General features: G+C 43.3%; 13 protein-coding genes and 2 riboswitches. Of the genes, 10 read left to right on the plus strand and 3 right to left on the minus strand.

All coding sequences use genetic code 11. The annotated features are described in order from the left end of the window. Window positions 1–17: 17 nt before the first annotated feature. The gene (locus MLD56_RS19745) at window positions 18–845 is read left to right on the plus strand and encodes a carbohydrate ABC transporter permease (RefSeq protein ID WP_029518391.1); all 828 of its coding nucleotides are present in this window, start codon (window positions 18–20) and stop codon (window positions 843–845) included. 148 nt (window positions 846–993) lie between these two features. Beyond that, on the plus strand, window positions 994–2,166 hold the full coding sequence (locus tag MLD56_RS19750; RefSeq protein WP_029518390.1) for an iron-containing alcohol dehydrogenase: 1,173 nt from the start codon (window positions 994–996) through the stop codon (window positions 2,164–2,166). A 57-nt stretch (window positions 2,167–2,223) separates the two neighbouring features. Here the strand turns inward: MLD56_RS19750 and MLD56_RS19755 are convergent, their stop codons facing one another. Together MLD56_RS19755 and MLD56_RS19760 are read right to left on the minus strand one after the other, a co-directional pair. Next, the gene (locus tag MLD56_RS19755; RefSeq protein ID WP_029518389.1) at window positions 2,224–3,642 is read right to left on the minus strand and encodes an alanine/glycine:cation symporter family protein; all 1,419 of its coding nucleotides are present in this window, start codon (window positions 3,640–3,642) and stop codon (window positions 2,224–2,226) included. A gap of 159 nt (window positions 3,643–3,801) precedes the next feature. Next, a riboswitch (glycine riboswitch) is annotated at window positions 3,802–3,896 on the minus strand. 18 nt (window positions 3,897–3,914) lie between these two features. Further along, window positions 3,915–3,991: riboswitch (glycine riboswitch) on the minus strand. A gap of 165 nt (window positions 3,992–4,156) precedes the next feature. Then, complete coding sequence (locus tag MLD56_RS19760; RefSeq protein WP_029518388.1) at window positions 4,157–5,614, minus strand: glycoside hydrolase family 1 protein; 1,458 nt, start codon at window positions 5,612–5,614, stop codon at window positions 4,157–4,159. A 213-nt stretch (window positions 5,615–5,827) separates the two neighbouring features. On the opposite strand from MLD56_RS19760, the gene MLD56_RS19765 reads away from it, so the two are divergent. From MLD56_RS19765 to MLD56_RS19795, 7 genes are all read left to right on the plus strand, one after another. Beyond that, complete coding sequence (locus MLD56_RS19765; protein ID WP_029518387.1) at window positions 5,828–6,799, plus strand: LacI family DNA-binding transcriptional regulator; 972 nt, start codon at window positions 5,828–5,830, stop codon at window positions 6,797–6,799. A gap of 233 nt (window positions 6,800–7,032) precedes the next feature. Next, window positions 7,033–7,875, plus strand: a complete 843-nt coding sequence (gene licT / locus MLD56_RS19770; RefSeq protein ID WP_023990001.1) for a BglG family transcription antiterminator LicT — start codon at window positions 7,033–7,035, stop codon at window positions 7,873–7,875. A 232-nt stretch (window positions 7,876–8,107) separates the two neighbouring features. Then, on the plus strand, window positions 8,108–9,964 hold the full coding sequence (locus MLD56_RS19775) for a beta-glucoside-specific PTS transporter subunit IIABC (protein ID WP_241113414.1): 1,857 nt from the start codon (window positions 8,108–8,110) through the stop codon (window positions 9,962–9,964). 256 nt (window positions 9,965–10,220) lie between these two features. Next, window positions 10,221–10,739: a thioredoxin family protein gene (locus MLD56_RS19780; RefSeq protein ID WP_029518385.1), complete on the plus strand. Its 519-nt coding sequence runs from the start codon at window positions 10,221–10,223 to the stop codon at window positions 10,737–10,739. A gap of 241 nt (window positions 10,740–10,980) precedes the next feature. Further along, entirely contained in the window at window positions 10,981–11,271 is a 291-nt protein-coding gene (locus tag MLD56_RS19785; protein ID WP_049817030.1) for an ArsR/SmtB family transcription factor, read from the plus strand. A 72-nt stretch (window positions 11,272–11,343) separates the two neighbouring features. Then, the gene (locus tag MLD56_RS19790) at window positions 11,344–12,525 is read left to right on the plus strand and encodes an MFS transporter (RefSeq protein WP_029518384.1); all 1,182 of its coding nucleotides are present in this window, start codon (window positions 11,344–11,346) and stop codon (window positions 12,523–12,525) included. 19 nt (window positions 12,526–12,544) lie between these two features. Beyond that, window positions 12,545–13,879, plus strand: a complete 1,335-nt coding sequence (locus tag MLD56_RS19795; protein WP_241113415.1) for an ISL3 family transposase — start codon at window positions 12,545–12,547, stop codon at window positions 13,877–13,879. 93 nt (window positions 13,880–13,972) lie between these two features. On the opposite strand, the gene MLD56_RS19800 is transcribed toward MLD56_RS19795, so the two are convergent. After that, on the minus strand, window positions 13,973–15,346 hold the full coding sequence (locus MLD56_RS19800) for a sugar phosphate nucleotidyltransferase (RefSeq protein WP_049817031.1): 1,374 nt from the start codon (window positions 15,344–15,346) through the stop codon (window positions 13,973–13,975). A gap of 160 nt (window positions 15,347–15,506) precedes the next feature. On the opposite strand from MLD56_RS19800, the gene MLD56_RS19805 reads away from it, so the two are divergent. After that, window positions 15,507–16,202, plus strand: coding sequence for a response regulator transcription factor (locus MLD56_RS19805; protein ID WP_069011053.1), 696 nt, complete (start codon window positions 15,507–15,509; stop codon window positions 16,200–16,202). The last annotated feature ends 22 nt before the right edge of the window (window positions 16,203–16,224 follow it).

Raw genomic sequence — 16,224 nt, forward strand, 5'->3', positions numbered from 1 at the left:
GGAAGGAGCTTCACAACATGATGCAGACACGTGCAAAATCCTTTGTTTTATATGCCGGATTGTTGGTGGGAATCATCCTGTCGATGTTTCCATTTTACTGGCTGATCGTCATGGCAACCCGTACAACTTCAGACATCTATCGTTTTCCACCGCAATTGTGGTTTGGCGGCCACTTCTTGGATAACATAACGAGAGTATTGCAGCAGATTAATTTTGCCGGAGCCTTTTTTAATACCCTTTTTGTAGCCGGTTCTGTTACCTTATTGGTTCTGTTTTTCGATTCGCTGGCAGGTTTCGCATTCGCCAAGTTTGATTTTCCGGGCAAAAAAGTGCTATTTATCGTTCTGCTAGCTACAATGATGGTCCCTTCACAACTTTCGCTTGTCCCCTCCTTTGTCATGATGGCCACCTTTGGATGGGTAGGTACGTTCAAAGCGCTTATTATCCCGGGGATGGTAAATGCCTTCGGCATTTTCTGGATTCGTCAATATGCGGAAGAATCCATTCCAAAGGAGCTGCTGGATGCGGGGCGGATGGACGGATGCAGCTTTTTTCGGCTGTACTTGAATGTAGCACTGCCTATTCTACGTCCTGCGTTCGCTTTTCTCGGCGCGTTTACCTTTATAGGAGCCTGGAATGATTATTTATGGCCGTTAATCGTCTTAACGGATGAGCGTAAATTCACACTCCAGATTGCACTGTCACAATTAAACGGGATATACAATACGGATTATGCGATGGTCATTGCGGGCACCCTGCTTGCTGTACTGCCACTTATAATTTTATTTCTTTTCATTAGCCGCCAGTTTATTTCCGATCTTGCCGCCGGAGCGGTCAAAGATTAGATTTATTTGAATTCCCTTATTCATTTCATGTATAATAGTTAATCGTCATTTCAAATAGCTTACATGGTAAAGTTAGGTATTCAACAGGCAATCAGGTTAAGCGATTTACGATTTGAACATGAACTATGAACTGAGGGGAACTTTCCAGATGAACAAATTCACATATTATAACCCCACCAAATTAATATTTGGAGACAATCAAATTGAAGAACTGCAGCAGGAGCTGCTGAATTACGGCAAAAATATTTTACTGATATACGGAGGCGGAAGTGTCAAGCGAAATGGTCTGTATGACCAGGTATTAAACGCGTTAGAGCCGCTACATCTTAACATTCATGAATTGTCCGGCGTAGAGCCGAATCCGCGCTTGTCCACCGTTAAGAAGGGCATCGACATTTGCCGAAATGAAAACATCGACTTCTTACTTGCAGTAGGCGGCGGAAGCGTTATTGATTGCACCAAAGCCATCGCAGCAGGGGCTGAATATGACGGCGATGTGTGGGATATTATCAATAAAAAGCACATGCCTACCCAGGCTCTGCCATTCGGTACCATCCTCACACTCGCCGCTACCGGTTCAGAAATGAATCCAGATTCTGTTATCACCAACTGGGAAACAAACGAAAAATACGTATGGGGCAGCGCGGTGACGCATCCGAAATTCTCGATTCTGGACCCACAAAACACCTTCTCTGTGCCACGTGATCAGACGGTATATGGCATGGTGGATATGATGAGCCATGTATTTGAACAGTATTTTCACAATGTTAAAAATACACCGTTGCAAGATCGTATGTGCTTTTCCGTGCTGCAAACCGTAATCGAAACTGCACCTAAGCTGTTGGAGGATTTGCACAACTACGAGCATCGCGAAACGATTTTATATGCCGGAACGATTGCTCTTAACGGAACACTGCAAATGGGCTACTTCGGGGACTGGGCTTCGCATACGATTGAACATGCATTATCTGCTGTATATGATATTCCTCATGCTGGCGGTCTGGCGATCCTATTCCCCAACTGGATGAGACATACGGTGGATCAGGATGCTGCACGCATGAAACGGCTGATGCTCAGCATGTTTGACTTAGACACCGTAGATAAAACAGATAGAGAAATCGCTTTGGAGGGTATTGACCGTCTTAGTGCATTCTGGACAAGTCTCGGTGCCCCTTCCACCCTGGCCGATTACAATATTAATGATGAGCAATTGGAAAAAATCGCAACCATTGCAGCCCGTGAAATGGAATATGGAGGCTTCGGTAATTATAAAAAGCTGAAACAGGAAGATATTTTAGCTATTTTGCGTGCATCGTTATAACATTCAAAAAGGAGTGTCCTCAAGCCTGTGATGGCTGAAGGCACTCCCTTTTGGAATTTATGAATTAACTGTTTGTCCCTTTTCTTCTACTTGAATAGCTGCCCCTACACTGGCACCTGCAAGAATGCCCTTTTTCTTACTAGAATTCAGAGAATCCATATAGGTTCGGGTTTCTGCAACGACAATGCCTGATAAGCCGAGCAGTGCAATCAGGTTCGGGAAAGCCATCATTGCGTTAAAGATATCTGCCAGCAGCCAAATCGCATCCAGTTTAATGAACGCGCCCCCGCCAACGAGTAGAATGAACAGATAACGGTATGGCTTAATCCACTTGACGCCAAGCAAGTATTCAACACAGCGTTCCCCGTAATAGTTCCAGCCGAGCATGGTGGTGAACGCGAACATAATCAGAATAATTGTGAGCAGTTCTGCCCCCAGCGGGAATGCGCTGGAAAATGCTTGCTGAGTCATCAGGCCCGCATCGGTAGGCCCGCTCCACACACCGCTAACCAGTAGCGTCAACCCGGTCATCACACAAATAACCATCGTATCAATAAACACGCCTGTCATGGAAATCAGCCCTTGTTCCGCAGGCCATTTGGTTTTGGCAGCTGCGGCTGCAATCGGTGCGCTTCCCAATCCGGCCTCATTGGCAAAAATACCTCTGGCTACCCCACTTCGCATCGCCAGCATAATCGTAGCTCCGGCAAATCCGCCCGTTGCCGATGTAGTTGAAAATGCCGAATGGAGCACCAGCGCAATTGCGGCAGGAAGCTGGTCAGCAAACCGAATCAGTACGATGAGACAGATCAGTACGTACAAGCCTGTTTTAAAAGGAACGACCTTCGTCGATACCTTGGCAATACTTTTGAGTCCTCCAATAGTAACCAGTCCTGTGAGGATAGCAATAATCAGTGCCGTTACAATGGGCGGAACACCAAAACTGTTTTCCGTCGAAGATACAATCGCTTTGACCTGTGGAAACGTTCCAATCCCGAACAACGCTACCAGCATGCCCGAAAAAGCAAACAGCATCGCCAGCGGTTTAAAACGGCGTCCCAGACCTTTCTCAATATAATACATCGGGCCGCCGGAAAATTGTCCATTCCGATCCTTCACCCGGTATTTTACCGCAAGTACACCTTCCGCATATTTCGTCGCCATCCCAAAAAAGGCTGCAACGACCATCCAGAACAAGGCACCCGGCCCGCCCAGCTTAATGGCTGTCGCTACGCCGACAATACTTCCTGTGCCAACTGTAGCCGCTAGCGCCGTACTCAAAGCCGCAAAACTACTTACATCCCCGCTGCCTTCATTCGGGGCCTTACCGATCAGCTTGATCGCCAGGGGCAGGCGGAATACCTGCAACATTTTCAGACGTATGGTCAGCCACAACCCCGTTCCCATGACAAGAATGATGAGAGGCGCCCCCCATATCCAACTGCTAATCGCTTCTAACACATGTACCAAATTCATTTCAACCCGCTCCTCCAGCATATTAGAAAACAAAAAAGAGTCAAATCAGCTGATTCGACTCCTGGAGAGGTTAAAGGCACGAAAAAATACAACCATCTTGTGCAGGTTTCTGCCTCTAATAGCTCATAAAAAAGCCTAGGGCATTCCCTGTCACAGGTTATTCGCGTCTCTGTCCTTTTGCCTGAGAGTTTAAGCAGATGTTCTCTGCGGTGCACCTTCGGCGCCCAATTAAGGGTCTCTCCAGAGTTCTGTCCGTTTACGGTCCCCGCTTGTGGCTGTAAACAGCCTAAGCACCTGAGAGTTTTGCCCCTTCGGTCGGAACTTTCGTTCCATCTCCCGCAAACATCAACCAGACATATGAAATTTTTATTCATTATACAGAAAACTTTCAGCTTATTACAAGTGAAAAGTTTGTGAAGCCCTCTGAAATATTATTATGTCTATCAAAAAAGCGGGTACAGCAGATCGCATCCTTAGGATGTCCTCTGCTATACCCGCCCGAGATGATATGGAATTACAATTCTTCACCGTTGGTTGCTATCACATTTTTATACCAATTAAAAGAGTCTTTTTTGGAGCGTTTGAGCGTTCCGTTACCGTCATCATCCAGATCAACGTAAATAAATCCGTAGCGCTTGGACATTTCGGAAGTAGACATGCTCACAAGGTCGATAGGGCCCCAGCTGGTGTAACCAATCAGATCAACACCGTCGGCAATCGCTTCCTTCATTTGGGCAATATGCTGACGCAAGTAATCAATGCGATATGTGTCATGCACAGAGCCATCTTCCTCCACCTTATCATATGCACCCAAGCCATTTTCCACGATGAACAGCGGCTTTTGATAGCGATCATAAAACGTATTCAGTGTAACACGCAGGCCGATCGGATCGATCTGCCATCCCCAGTCGGAGGACTGCAGATACGGATTTTTCACGCCACCAATCAGGTTTCCTGCTGCTTTCTCGCCTTCTGGACCTGCCGATACGGTCAAGGTCATGTAGTAGCTAAATGAGATAAAATCAACCGTATTATTTTTCAAAATTTCGGCATCGCCGGGTTCTGTCTGGATCACAATATTATTTTCTTCAAAATAACGATTCATATAGTTGGAATATTCCCCACGGGCATGCACATCCGTAAAGAATAGGTTCATCTGATTTTCATGCTGGGCTTTCAGTATATCCGCTGGGTTACACGTATGTGGATAGCTTTCTATACGTGCCAACATACAGCCGATCTGAGCACCCGGGATGATCTCATGTCCCCGTTTGGTTGCCAGTGCACTAGCTACAAATTGATGATGCAATGCTTGATATATCGCTTGTTGTTTGTTTTCTACACGGTCAATAACCACACCGCCACCGGTGAACGGACTCATGGTCATTACATTGATTTCATTAAAGGTCAGCCAGTATTTTACTTTATCCTTATAGCGTGTAAACACCGTTTCGGCATAATTGACGTAATGCTGTATGACTTCACGACCCAGCCAGCCATTATACTTCTGAGTCAGACCTAGCGGTGTTTCATAATGTGACAATGTTACCAAGGGCTCAATATTATATTTGCGCAGCTCATCAAATACATTGTCGTAGAATTGCAATCCTGCTTCATTCGGCTCGTGATCATAGCCATTCGGGAAAATCCGCGACCAGTGGATGGACATACGAAATACTTTAAAGCCCATTTCAGCGAACAATGCAATATCTTCTTTGTAGTGGTGGTAAAAGTCCACACCTTCACGTTTTGGGAAACGGGCATTGACTTTGCCTGCCAAAATGTCTTCGAGTCGCTCGGACGAAATCTCTATAGCGTGATCGTTCTTACGTTCCGCTTTGGGTACATAAGCAATCATGTCTGCGCTGGACAAGCCTTTTCCATCTACGTCAAAAGCACCTTCCAATTGGTTGGCTGCAGTTGCCCCGCCCCACAAGAAGTTTTTCGGAAATCCTTTTAGCATCTTCGTCATGGTATAAAGACCTCTTTCCGTATATAAGATTTTTACTTTGGCCTAAGTAATCCCATCAAATGCTGCAAATGTGAATCCATACCTAACGGTAACCGTTCTCCTTTGAAATGCATTGACAGATGCTTTAAAATAGACGTAATGCCCTCATAAGCATCCTAATTGTTGTAACGCGTTTCATGTCAAGTATTTTTTTCTTATGTGAGGAGAAGCTCCATGTCGAATCTTGATCAAATTGCAAAACTGGCGGGCTTTTCCAAGGCTACGGTATCCAGAGTATTAAATCAGTCCCCCCATGTCAGTCATGAAACAAGAGCTAAGATTTTGAAAATCATGCAGGAATTAGATTATGTTCCTAATCGGAATGCCATTTCCCTATCCAAGGGTCAGACGCTTCAGATTGGTATCATCACTTCAACGATTAATGAAATTGTTCTTGCTTTTCTGGACAGCTTTGTAGAAATCGCCGGACAATATGAATTCCAGACCATTATTTATACTTCGGGAGAAGACAAAAAGAAAGAGCTTCAAGCTTTTGAAGATTTAAAAAGAAAAAGAGTCGACGCGCTGGTCATCATTTCCTGCGTGAATGACACTGATTTTTTGAGTACCTATTGTAAATATGGCCCAATCGTGGCCTGGCAACGAATGGAGCATACCGATATTCGCTCCGTGGCAATGGATCAATATGAAGGTTACATGCTAGCACTAAAGCATTTGATACAAAAAGGCTATACTCGTATAGCCAATGCTTTTGGCCGTCCGAGCAGCATCAATACCCATAGCAGACAACGAGCCTATGAACAGATCATGAGTGAGCACAATCTGCCAGTGTTGCAACACTGGAATCACTCTTCAATTTATAATATCCGTGATGGCGAACAGGTCGTACGGGATTTGTTACAGCATCGGGGGGAATTCCCAGAGGCTATTTTATGTGCTAACGATTATGTAGCTGTGGGCATTCTCTGCGAAGCACGCAGACAACGGCTGAACGTACCGGGAGATCTGGCGATTGTTGGGTTTGATAACACGGAGCTGTCGCATACGTTGGGGATTACAACGATTCAAAATCCCATCATGGCTCAAGCACAAAATGCTTTTTTCATGCTTTCCCCCCAGCTGATTGGACGCCAAATGGAGCTTCATTCGCTAGAGTACAGCCTCATTGAACGTACGACCACATAAGGTAACGCTTTACTTGCAAATTAGGCAAAAGGGTCTTGATATAAAATGTTTTTTGTCGAAACAGAATAAAAAATGTTGAAATCGCTTTTTTTTGTGCTACAATAGCACTATATCGAAGGATTGTGACCGGTGATGCGGGCAATGCCTGAGTTCAATTGAGTACTATTGCTAACAATAGTATTGAATTGTGCTTAGGCATTTTTTATTGGTAAAGGATGGGAGGGGGAACTTCAATGATTATTGAGAAGGTGCTCAATAACAACGTCCTATTGACTAAAAACGATAAAGGCAAAGAGGTCATCGTGATGGGAAGAGGTATTTCCTTCAAAAAGGTGGCTGGCGATCAAGTCGATGATGATAAAATAGATAAGATTTTCATGTTAAATGAAAACGAGTTCACGGCCAAACTAACCGAGCTGCTGAACGATATTCCTGTATCTCATCTGGAGGTCGTGAATGAAATCGTAACCCATGCAACAGAAGTGTTGGATACGGAGTTAAGCGATAATATTTATTTAACGTTGACCGACCATATTCATTTTGCCATACAACGGCAAGAAAAAGGACTGGCACTCCAAAACGCGATGCTGTATGAAATTAAACGCTTTTACAAAAAAGAATTTGCAGTTGGACTGGATGCTCTCCAAAAAATTGAAAATACGCTCGGAGTAAAATTGGGCGAAGATGAAGCGGGATTTATTGCATTGCATATGGTGAATGCACGGATTGACGGTAACGAAATGAAATCTACACTGAAAATGACTGAGATTGTCCAACATATATTGAACATTATTACGTACCATTACGGGATTGTGCTAGATGAGTCTTCTTTTAGCTATTCGAGATTTTTGACACATTTGCAATATTTTGCGATGCGAGTGATTCGTAAAGAAGTCATTCACAGTGGTGAAGAATTCTTGTACAACCAGGTGAAGCAGACGTATACCGAAGCTTTTGCTTGCGCCCAAAAGATCAATGAGTATCTGGAAAAAACATACGATCAATATTTAAGCAAGGATGAATACGTATATCTAACTATCCATATTCATCGGGTAACTGAGCGTAATAACATATAAGACTAACAACTTCATACCCCTCATCGTTCATGGATTGTGACTGGTAAGGCAGGCAAAACCTAAACTGATGGTGAAATCGACGTTCCCTTATAGGAAGAGTGCGCAGTTTTCACCACGAGTTTAGGTTTTTCTTGTTTACAAGGTTAAAAAGATGCATGCCGGCGCATCTTAGCAACAAATGTAAACGGTAAACCCTATCAGTAGCAAGAATAACCCATAAGGAGTTCTAAATATGAGTGATAAAGAACTATCTAAAAAAATAGTGACTCTCGTTGGCGGCGAAGAGAATGTCAATTCCGTATTCCATTGCGCTACACGCTTGAGATTTAAATTAAAAGATCGCACAAAAGCAGACAAAGCTGCACTGGAAGCAACACCTGGTGTCATTACAGTGGTGGAAAGCAGCGGCCAGTTCCAAGTGGTCATCGGCAACAATGTAGGTCAAGTATTTGAGCATATGATGGCAGAAACGAATTTGCAGGATGCAGACAATCCTAATGCCAAAAAGGAAGAATCTTCCAAAAAAACAAATGTTCTCGGCAAAGCGGTCGATATCATTTCCAGCATTTTCTCACCTCTCTTGGGTGCTCTTGCCGGAGCAGGTTTGCTCAAAGGGATTATGGCCTTAATTGCGTCGCTTCATTGGATTGATACTACAAGCGGTACGTATCTCATTTTGAACGCCGCTTCGGACAGCGTATTTTATTTCTTGCCTATATTCCTGGCTATTACTTCGTCCCGTAAATTTAAGACAAATGCCTTTGTATCGGTCGCAGTTGCTGGAGCACTCGTGTACCCGGATGTTATTGCAGCGGTGGATCATCCGGCAAAACTGGCTTTTCTCGGGATTCCAATCATTCTGATAAAATACAGTTCCAGCGTAATCCCAATTATTCTCGCGGTATGGGTACAGTCCTATGTGGAACGTTGGTTTAATTCCTTTGTTCATCAATCGGTTAAAAACATTATCGTCCCTATGCTATCACTGCTAGTTGTTGTTCCGTTGACGTTTTTGGCCTTTGGTCCAGTTGGTAACCTGATCAGTCAGGGCTTGGCGAACGGTTTTACATGGGTATACAATTTAAGCCCATTGATCGCCGGTGCTGTTGCTGGAGCGTTCTGGCAAGTGTTTGTTATTTTCGGTGTACATTGGGGCTTCGTTCCTATTATGCTGTCCAATATTCAAACATTGGGTTATGACACGATGCTTCCAATGCTTACAGCAGCCGTACTTTCTCAAGCCGGTGCAACACTGGGGGTATTCCTGAAATCACGAAATACTCAAATGAAGGCTTTGGCGGGTTCCTCTACACTGGCAGCTGTATTCGGGATTACAGAACCAACGATTTATGGTGTAACTTTGAAATTGAAAAAACCTTTCATTTATGCTTGCATATCCGGTGGTATTGGGGGCGCTATTATCGCTTCTGGCGGAGCGACTGCAAAATCCTTCTCCCTGCCTAGTTTACTGGCGCTGCCAACTTATTTTGGAGCTGGATTCTTGTGGGTAGTCATCGGTTTGCTCGTTGCCTTTGTACTCGCAGTTGTGTTGGTTATGATTTTGGGCTTTGATGATCCAAAAGAAGAAACTGCAAAAACAGAAGCTGCGCCTATAAAGAAAGAAGTGACAATCGAGAAAGAAATTCTCGTAAGCCCACTGCAAGGTAAAGTATTGCCTTTGGAACAATCTTCTGATGTTGCTTTTGCTTCAGGTGCTATGGGGAAAGGAATCCTTATTGATCCTACAGAGGGTGTGCTGACATCTCCTGTCAATGGAACGATTACGACCGTATTCCCAACCGGACATGCCATCGGTATTACTTCCAATGACGGAGCAGAAATTCTGATTCACGTTGGTGTGAATACAGTGAAGCTGAAAGGACAATTCTTTGACAAGCGCGTCAAAGAGGGTGATGTAGTGAAGCAAGGGCAATTGTTGCTCGAATTTGATATCGAACAAATTAAGGCGGCAGGCTATACAACGACTACGCCGATTATCGTAACAAATTCCGCTCAATACCTGGACGTATTGAACACAATGGAAACTGAAGTGAAGCGTGAGGATTACTTGTTGACTGTTGTGGTCTAACATTTAATTATCAGACTAGGGCATTTTGCATAAATCCCAGGAGCGTTTTCAAATCAGCAGTATATAGATCGAAATGCTTTAATTCGTCTATATACTGTACTTACAAGCGTTGGGAATCGAATTATGCAAAATGCTGACTAAAGAAGCTTTCCCTACGGGAAAGCTTCTTTTTTATACATAATGAGACAAGTGTTACAGTGAAAAACGAAAAAATCATTTATTGTAAGTTTGAGATTGTAAAAAAAGGAGGGTTTCTGTGAAAAAAGGATATATCGCCGGGTTAAGTGTCATTGTATTGCTTCTCATTGGTATCGCTATTTCAGCTGTAGTTAAATTTCAAGATCTGGAGCAGGTTGTTCAGCAGAAAGATAAAGAGATCCAAGCAAGCAAAAGCAATTATCCCGAAATATATGACCACTTGAATGCGGTTACACTAGATGGTTTTAAGCGTTTGATTCAGCAGGATCAAAGTGTGTTTGTCTATGTCGGCAGACCCAGTTGTGGAGACTGCAATCGGTTTGAGCCTAACTTTAACAAGATGATCGAACAGTATAATCTAGGCTCTAAAATTACTTTTTTGAACGTTCACAAAATCCATAAGGACAAGCCTCAATGGAATAAATTCAAAGAGGATTACAACGTTAAATACACCCCCACTATTGCAGAATTCAGAAACGGCAAGCTGGTTGATAAAATAGAATGGACGCCCAAAAGAGACCTCAGTACGGATGCTGTAAAAGAGTGGCTGACTTCCAAGAAAATTATTATTTTATAAGTCTCTTTTCTATTCAATTCATTACAAACACAGAGAACTGTTTATGCAAAAAAAAGGTATTCATTCGTATAACGCATGAATACCTTTTTAGGAATGCACAGGTCTTCCAAGCTCTAATAAAAAAGGGGCATTCGGATTTTATGGTGGAGACAAAATCAAAACATTTCACTTAAAAATCGGAGAATATGGTGGTATTTTTCTAAAGACTTGATTTGTAGCGATATCTTAGTACAATGGTTTTATGACTACTCAAAACATAATAAATGATGAGCTCAGAGTCAAAATATTTAAGGCGTTAGCTGATGAAACAAGATTGGACATCATACGAGCTCTATACGCCAGCAAGAAGGAAATGAATTGTGGAGAAGTAGGACACATTCGCGATACTACGAAATCGAATACTTCGTATCACTTGCGTGCTTTAAAGGAGGCGAAATTGATCAAGGTACGAAAAGAAGCTCAAACGAAGTATATGAGCATCGATTTGGAGACATTTCAAACTTACTTACCTGGATTTCTGGATACATTGTAGAAAGAAATTCTTTTTTTATTCATTAGTTCAATAATCTTTGAACTATAGAACTAACTAAAAAGGGTGAATAAAATGATCAAATTAACTGCTTTATTTTTCCTCATCATGTTTGTTATCGGTACGGATACGTTTTTGATATCTCCGCTCATCCCCACTCTTCAGAGCTTGTTTCATATCCCAACTGAATATTCCGGTTGGATGGTAGGGTCTTATGCTTTAGGTTATGCCATTTTTGCACTGATTGCTGGACCGCTTTCCGATGGATGGGATCGCAAAAAAGTAATGCTTTCCGGCATGATCTGCTTCTCTGTTTCAACCATGTTATGCGGCTTTGCCACAGGTTTTTGGTCGATGTTCTTCTTCCGTTTTTTAGCCGGAGTCAGCGCAGCATTTACGGCGCCTCAAGTCTGGGCATCGATCCCTACTCTGTTTCCAACGTCAAAAATCGCCAAAGTATCAGGATTCGTCATGGCAGGCTTGGCTGCTTCCCAAGCGTTCGGTATCCCTATTGGAAGTCTGCTTGCCTCAACCCATTGGTATTATCCTTTTTTTACAATCGGTGCATGTGCATTATTGGTAGCAGTATTCATCTTCTATGCTTTGCCCGAAATGAAACCAAATCAAGGCCAAAAAACCAGGACTCCGATTTTCAGTAGATACATCCCACTATTGAATAGCCGAATGGCAAGAAAGGCTTTCCTCGCTCATTTCTTATTTCAATGTGGATTCTTTGCTGCCTTTTCTTTCATTGGAAAATGGGTGACGGATCGCTTTCACCTTTCAATTGATCAAACGGGATACGTAATGTTTTTTCTAGGTCTTGGGAATATAGTCGGGAGCTTTGGCGGTGCCTATGTGATCAAAACGTTAAACCGTTTCAATACGCTGGTTGTAGGCTTTCTTGTCTCTATCATATGTTTTATTGTGTTGCCTCTCTTGCCGTCGGTTGCGGCTTTCGAAAGTGTTTACTTTTTCATATTCGTTAACATGGGGATCTCTTTTCCCCTAATATTGGGAATGCTGAATTCACTAAATCCGACCATCCGCGGCACGATCTCCAGCTTGGCCAATTCAAACATGTACGCTGCGACAACGCTCGGTTCTTGGATCGCAGGCCTGATTTACGCGACTTTTAACGGTTTTTCCGCCGTAGGCATGTTTGCGGCTATATGCTTTGCCGGTTCGTTGTTATCTTTTATATTCAGCGGTATTTTGACCAGTCACGCGAAAACAAAGAAGGAGTTTGCATCATAAATGCATAGAAGAAATTCATATGGATATTTTAAATCTTCCAAACTTCAACATATTAAGTATTAGTGAAAATGAATTTGATTTTCTAATACAAGTGGTGACGAACTCTCCACCTTTGGCTTGCCCTCATTGCGGATGCATAGCCAACCTCTACAAACACGACAGCAGGGAACAAGTTTATATGGACTTGCCCATTCATGGCAAGCGTGCAGGCCTTCTTATAAAGCGTCAGAGGTATCGCTGTAAAGATTGCAATCGAACCTTTTGGGAACACTTAGATCACACCATAGACGAAAAGCGAAACTGTACCAAACGATTATTGTCTTATATAGAGAAGCAAAGCCTTAAACGCACGTTTGTCAGCATATCCGAGGATGTTGGATTGCATGAAAAAACGATACGTAACATCTTTCGTGATTACCTCAATCGTCTTAAAGTAACGCTTCGTTTTGAAACTCCTAATTGGCTTGGGATTGACGAAATACACATTATTAAGCCAAGATGCGTTTTAACCAATATTGAGGAACATACGTTGTTAGACGTTTTGCCCAATCGTAACAAGGAAACCGTTATAGACTGCCTCTCACGCCTTCCAAATAGAGGACAAATACGATACGTCACAATGGATATGTGGCAACCATATAAGGACGCCGTGAGGGCTATCTTGCCAAAAGCTCTTATCATCGTCGATAAGTTTCATGTTCTCCGTATGGCAAACCAAGCGTTAGAAACCATTCGTAAGCAGCTCCGAGAAGGATTATCGCCAAAAGAACGCCGCGGGCTGAGGCACGACCGTTTTATCCTCCTAAAACGCCATAAAGCGCTTACAGAGATGGATAAAATTACGCTTGACCTTTGGACAAAGAATCATCCTTCTCTCGGCACTGCTTATGACTTAAAGGAATCATATTTCGATATTTGGGAATGTGATAGCAGACAGACGGCATTCCTTAAATACAACGAATGGAAAGCTAAAATACCAACTGAACTGCAATCCGCTTTTGAACCACTTACAAAGGCTATGAAGAACTGGGAAGAGGAAATATCCGCCTACTTCGACCATCGCATTACAAACGCTTATACGGAGTCTCTAAACAGCCTTATTCGAGTCATTAATCGTTTAAGCAGGGGATACTCTTTTGAAGCCCTACGAGCCAAAATACTCTTTACAGAGGGACTTAAAAAGCAACGTAAGCCTAAGTACCAGAGGCGGTTTGATAGCTACGATCTACGGGAGGAAAACTTCCCGATGTTTAATATGCCACCTATTGAAGTTGTTCGTAAGCCAGAAGAAATAATCTTGCTGGGAATCGATTTTTCCACCTTGATCGAGAAATTGGAGAAGGGCCAGCTATAAACCCTTCTCCGCCATAAAATCCGAATACCCATAAAAATAGTTCCTACTACTCTTCACTGCCTTCTGATAAACCTCGTTCGTATCTATCAGTCCCTATATTGTAGACACTTCATGAGTATGGTCGTCAATCGAATCAGGAAATTCATAACGGATAATATCCGTTTCGGATACGATATGTCCGATTTGTGACTCAATGAATTCTAAATCTCCTTCTACTGCCCCTATAAAATGCTTTGTACCGGGTTCAATGACGATGACCTCACCGGGGCTGACTGTCTGTATCACGCCATTGATAGAGACACTCCCGGTTCCAGAAACTATAGTCCAAACTTCTTTACGAAACTGATGCTCATGATAGCTGATAAATCTCCCGTTTGAAATGACCACGCGTTTGGTCACTGTCTGCAATCCACTTGCTGCCGCTTGATGGGATAACACCGTTTGCTTTCCCCAGAAGCGCTCCTCAAAACGTGGTCCGATTTCAATTTCCGCCACCATATCCTTAATTCCTGTGGATGACTGCCGATCCGTAACCAGCACGCCATCCGGCCCGGCAACGACGATAATGTCCGGGACATTCCAGATACTGACCGGAATCTCCAGTTCATTGATGATATGCGAGTCATGTGAAGCTTCTGAAATATATCCTGGACCACTCAGCTTCGAGCTTACTTCTCTCACCAACGAATCCCATGTGCCCAAGTCTCTCCACTCTCCATGATATGGAAGCACAGAGAGCTTATGAGTATGCTCTACTACCGCGATATCGAAGCTAGTTTTAGGCAAGTCTGCATAATTTGTCGAAAGAGATTCATAGTCGGCTGGTATACCCATTTGCTTCAGAATATCCAATAAAAAGCCCAGTCTAAAAGCAAACACCCCGCAATTCCATAAGGCCCCTTCACGGATCAACGCTTCTGAACGAATCAGATCCGGCTTTTCTACAAATGAACTAACCCTATAATATGGCTGGTCAAGTGAAGGAGAGGCTGAAGGCACAATATATCCGTATTTATCAGAGGGTTCCGTCGGAGCAGCCCCCATTAATGCGATATGGCTTCCTGATTGCTCTAATATGGAAGGAAGCCTGCGCAGATGCTCAAAAAATTCATCTCCCGTATACCCGTCCACAGGCATGACCCCTACGATCTCGTCGAGTGATGCGCCTGCAACGTCATGCAAGTAGGCCGTAGCCAGGGAAATGGCCGGGAAAGTATCTCGCTGAGTCGGCTCCTCAATCACTACAGCATCTCCGCCAATTTGTCCTCGAATCAGCTCGGCCTGAGTTCCACTCGTCGAAAAATAGGCCTCATCTGCCAAATTCGCCTCATCTAATTGCCTCCATATTCGTTGCAGCATACTTTCGGGCCGTTCGTCGTGACGTAGTATGGAAAGAAACTGCTTGGGACGGTTCACATTGGATAAGGGCCACAGACGTTTACCCGAACCTCCAGATAATAAAATCATTCGCAAAGATGCAACCTTCTTCCTGTAAATTAATATTTTTCTTACATTATAAGACTGTTCATTTTTCGCATTTCTGCCGAATACATAAGTATGTATTATCGTGGCAAATACATGATTATGCAATGCTATTGTATCTTTGTCTGTACAGGAGATGTCAGTCATGCCCATAAAAATACTCATCATTGAAAATCAAAAAGGTTTGGCAGATATGATTGCTCTTCACCTTCAGGAGGAAGGCTATCATACCGAGCTTATTTATGACTCTAAACTTGCAATTCCTACACTCATGCGTTTTAAGCCGGATATTATTGTGACCGCTCTAATGTTTTCCGGTAAAGTCGAATGTGCGCTGATCAGCCAAATCCGTCAATTTACCACAGTCCCTATGCTGGTCATCTCTAATAACACCGTGCTGAATATAAGAATAAAAGCTCTGGATGACGGAGCAGATGACTTCTTATGCAAGCCGTTCAGTCTGATAGAGTTAAATGCCCGCATCAAAGCCCTGCTGCGCCGCTGCGGCCGCAACATGCTCACTGAATCGCAAACGGTAACTCAAAAGAATAAAAAGGTAAGGGTATGGGTGAATGATTACCGTCATTGTCTGTTAGTCGATGACCAAGAAATAGAAGTCACTCAAATCGAATTTTCTATTATAAAAGAAATGTCCTGCAATCCAGGTAAAGTCTTTACCCGCAGTGAGCTGATGGATCGGATCAAAGGCGGAGATGGCGCTTATCTGGATCGCACTATCGACGTACATATTTCCAGCCTCCGCAAAAAAATAGAACGTGACCCTAAAAATCCTCAGCACATCCGTACCGTCTGGGGCAGAGGCTACAAATATGAGATGTAGCCGTATCATGGCTACCCATTTC

Source organism: Paenibacillus peoriae, from assembly GCF_022531965.1.
Classification (GTDB): domain Bacteria; phylum Bacillota; class Bacilli; order Paenibacillales; family Paenibacillaceae; genus Paenibacillus; species Paenibacillus polymyxa_D.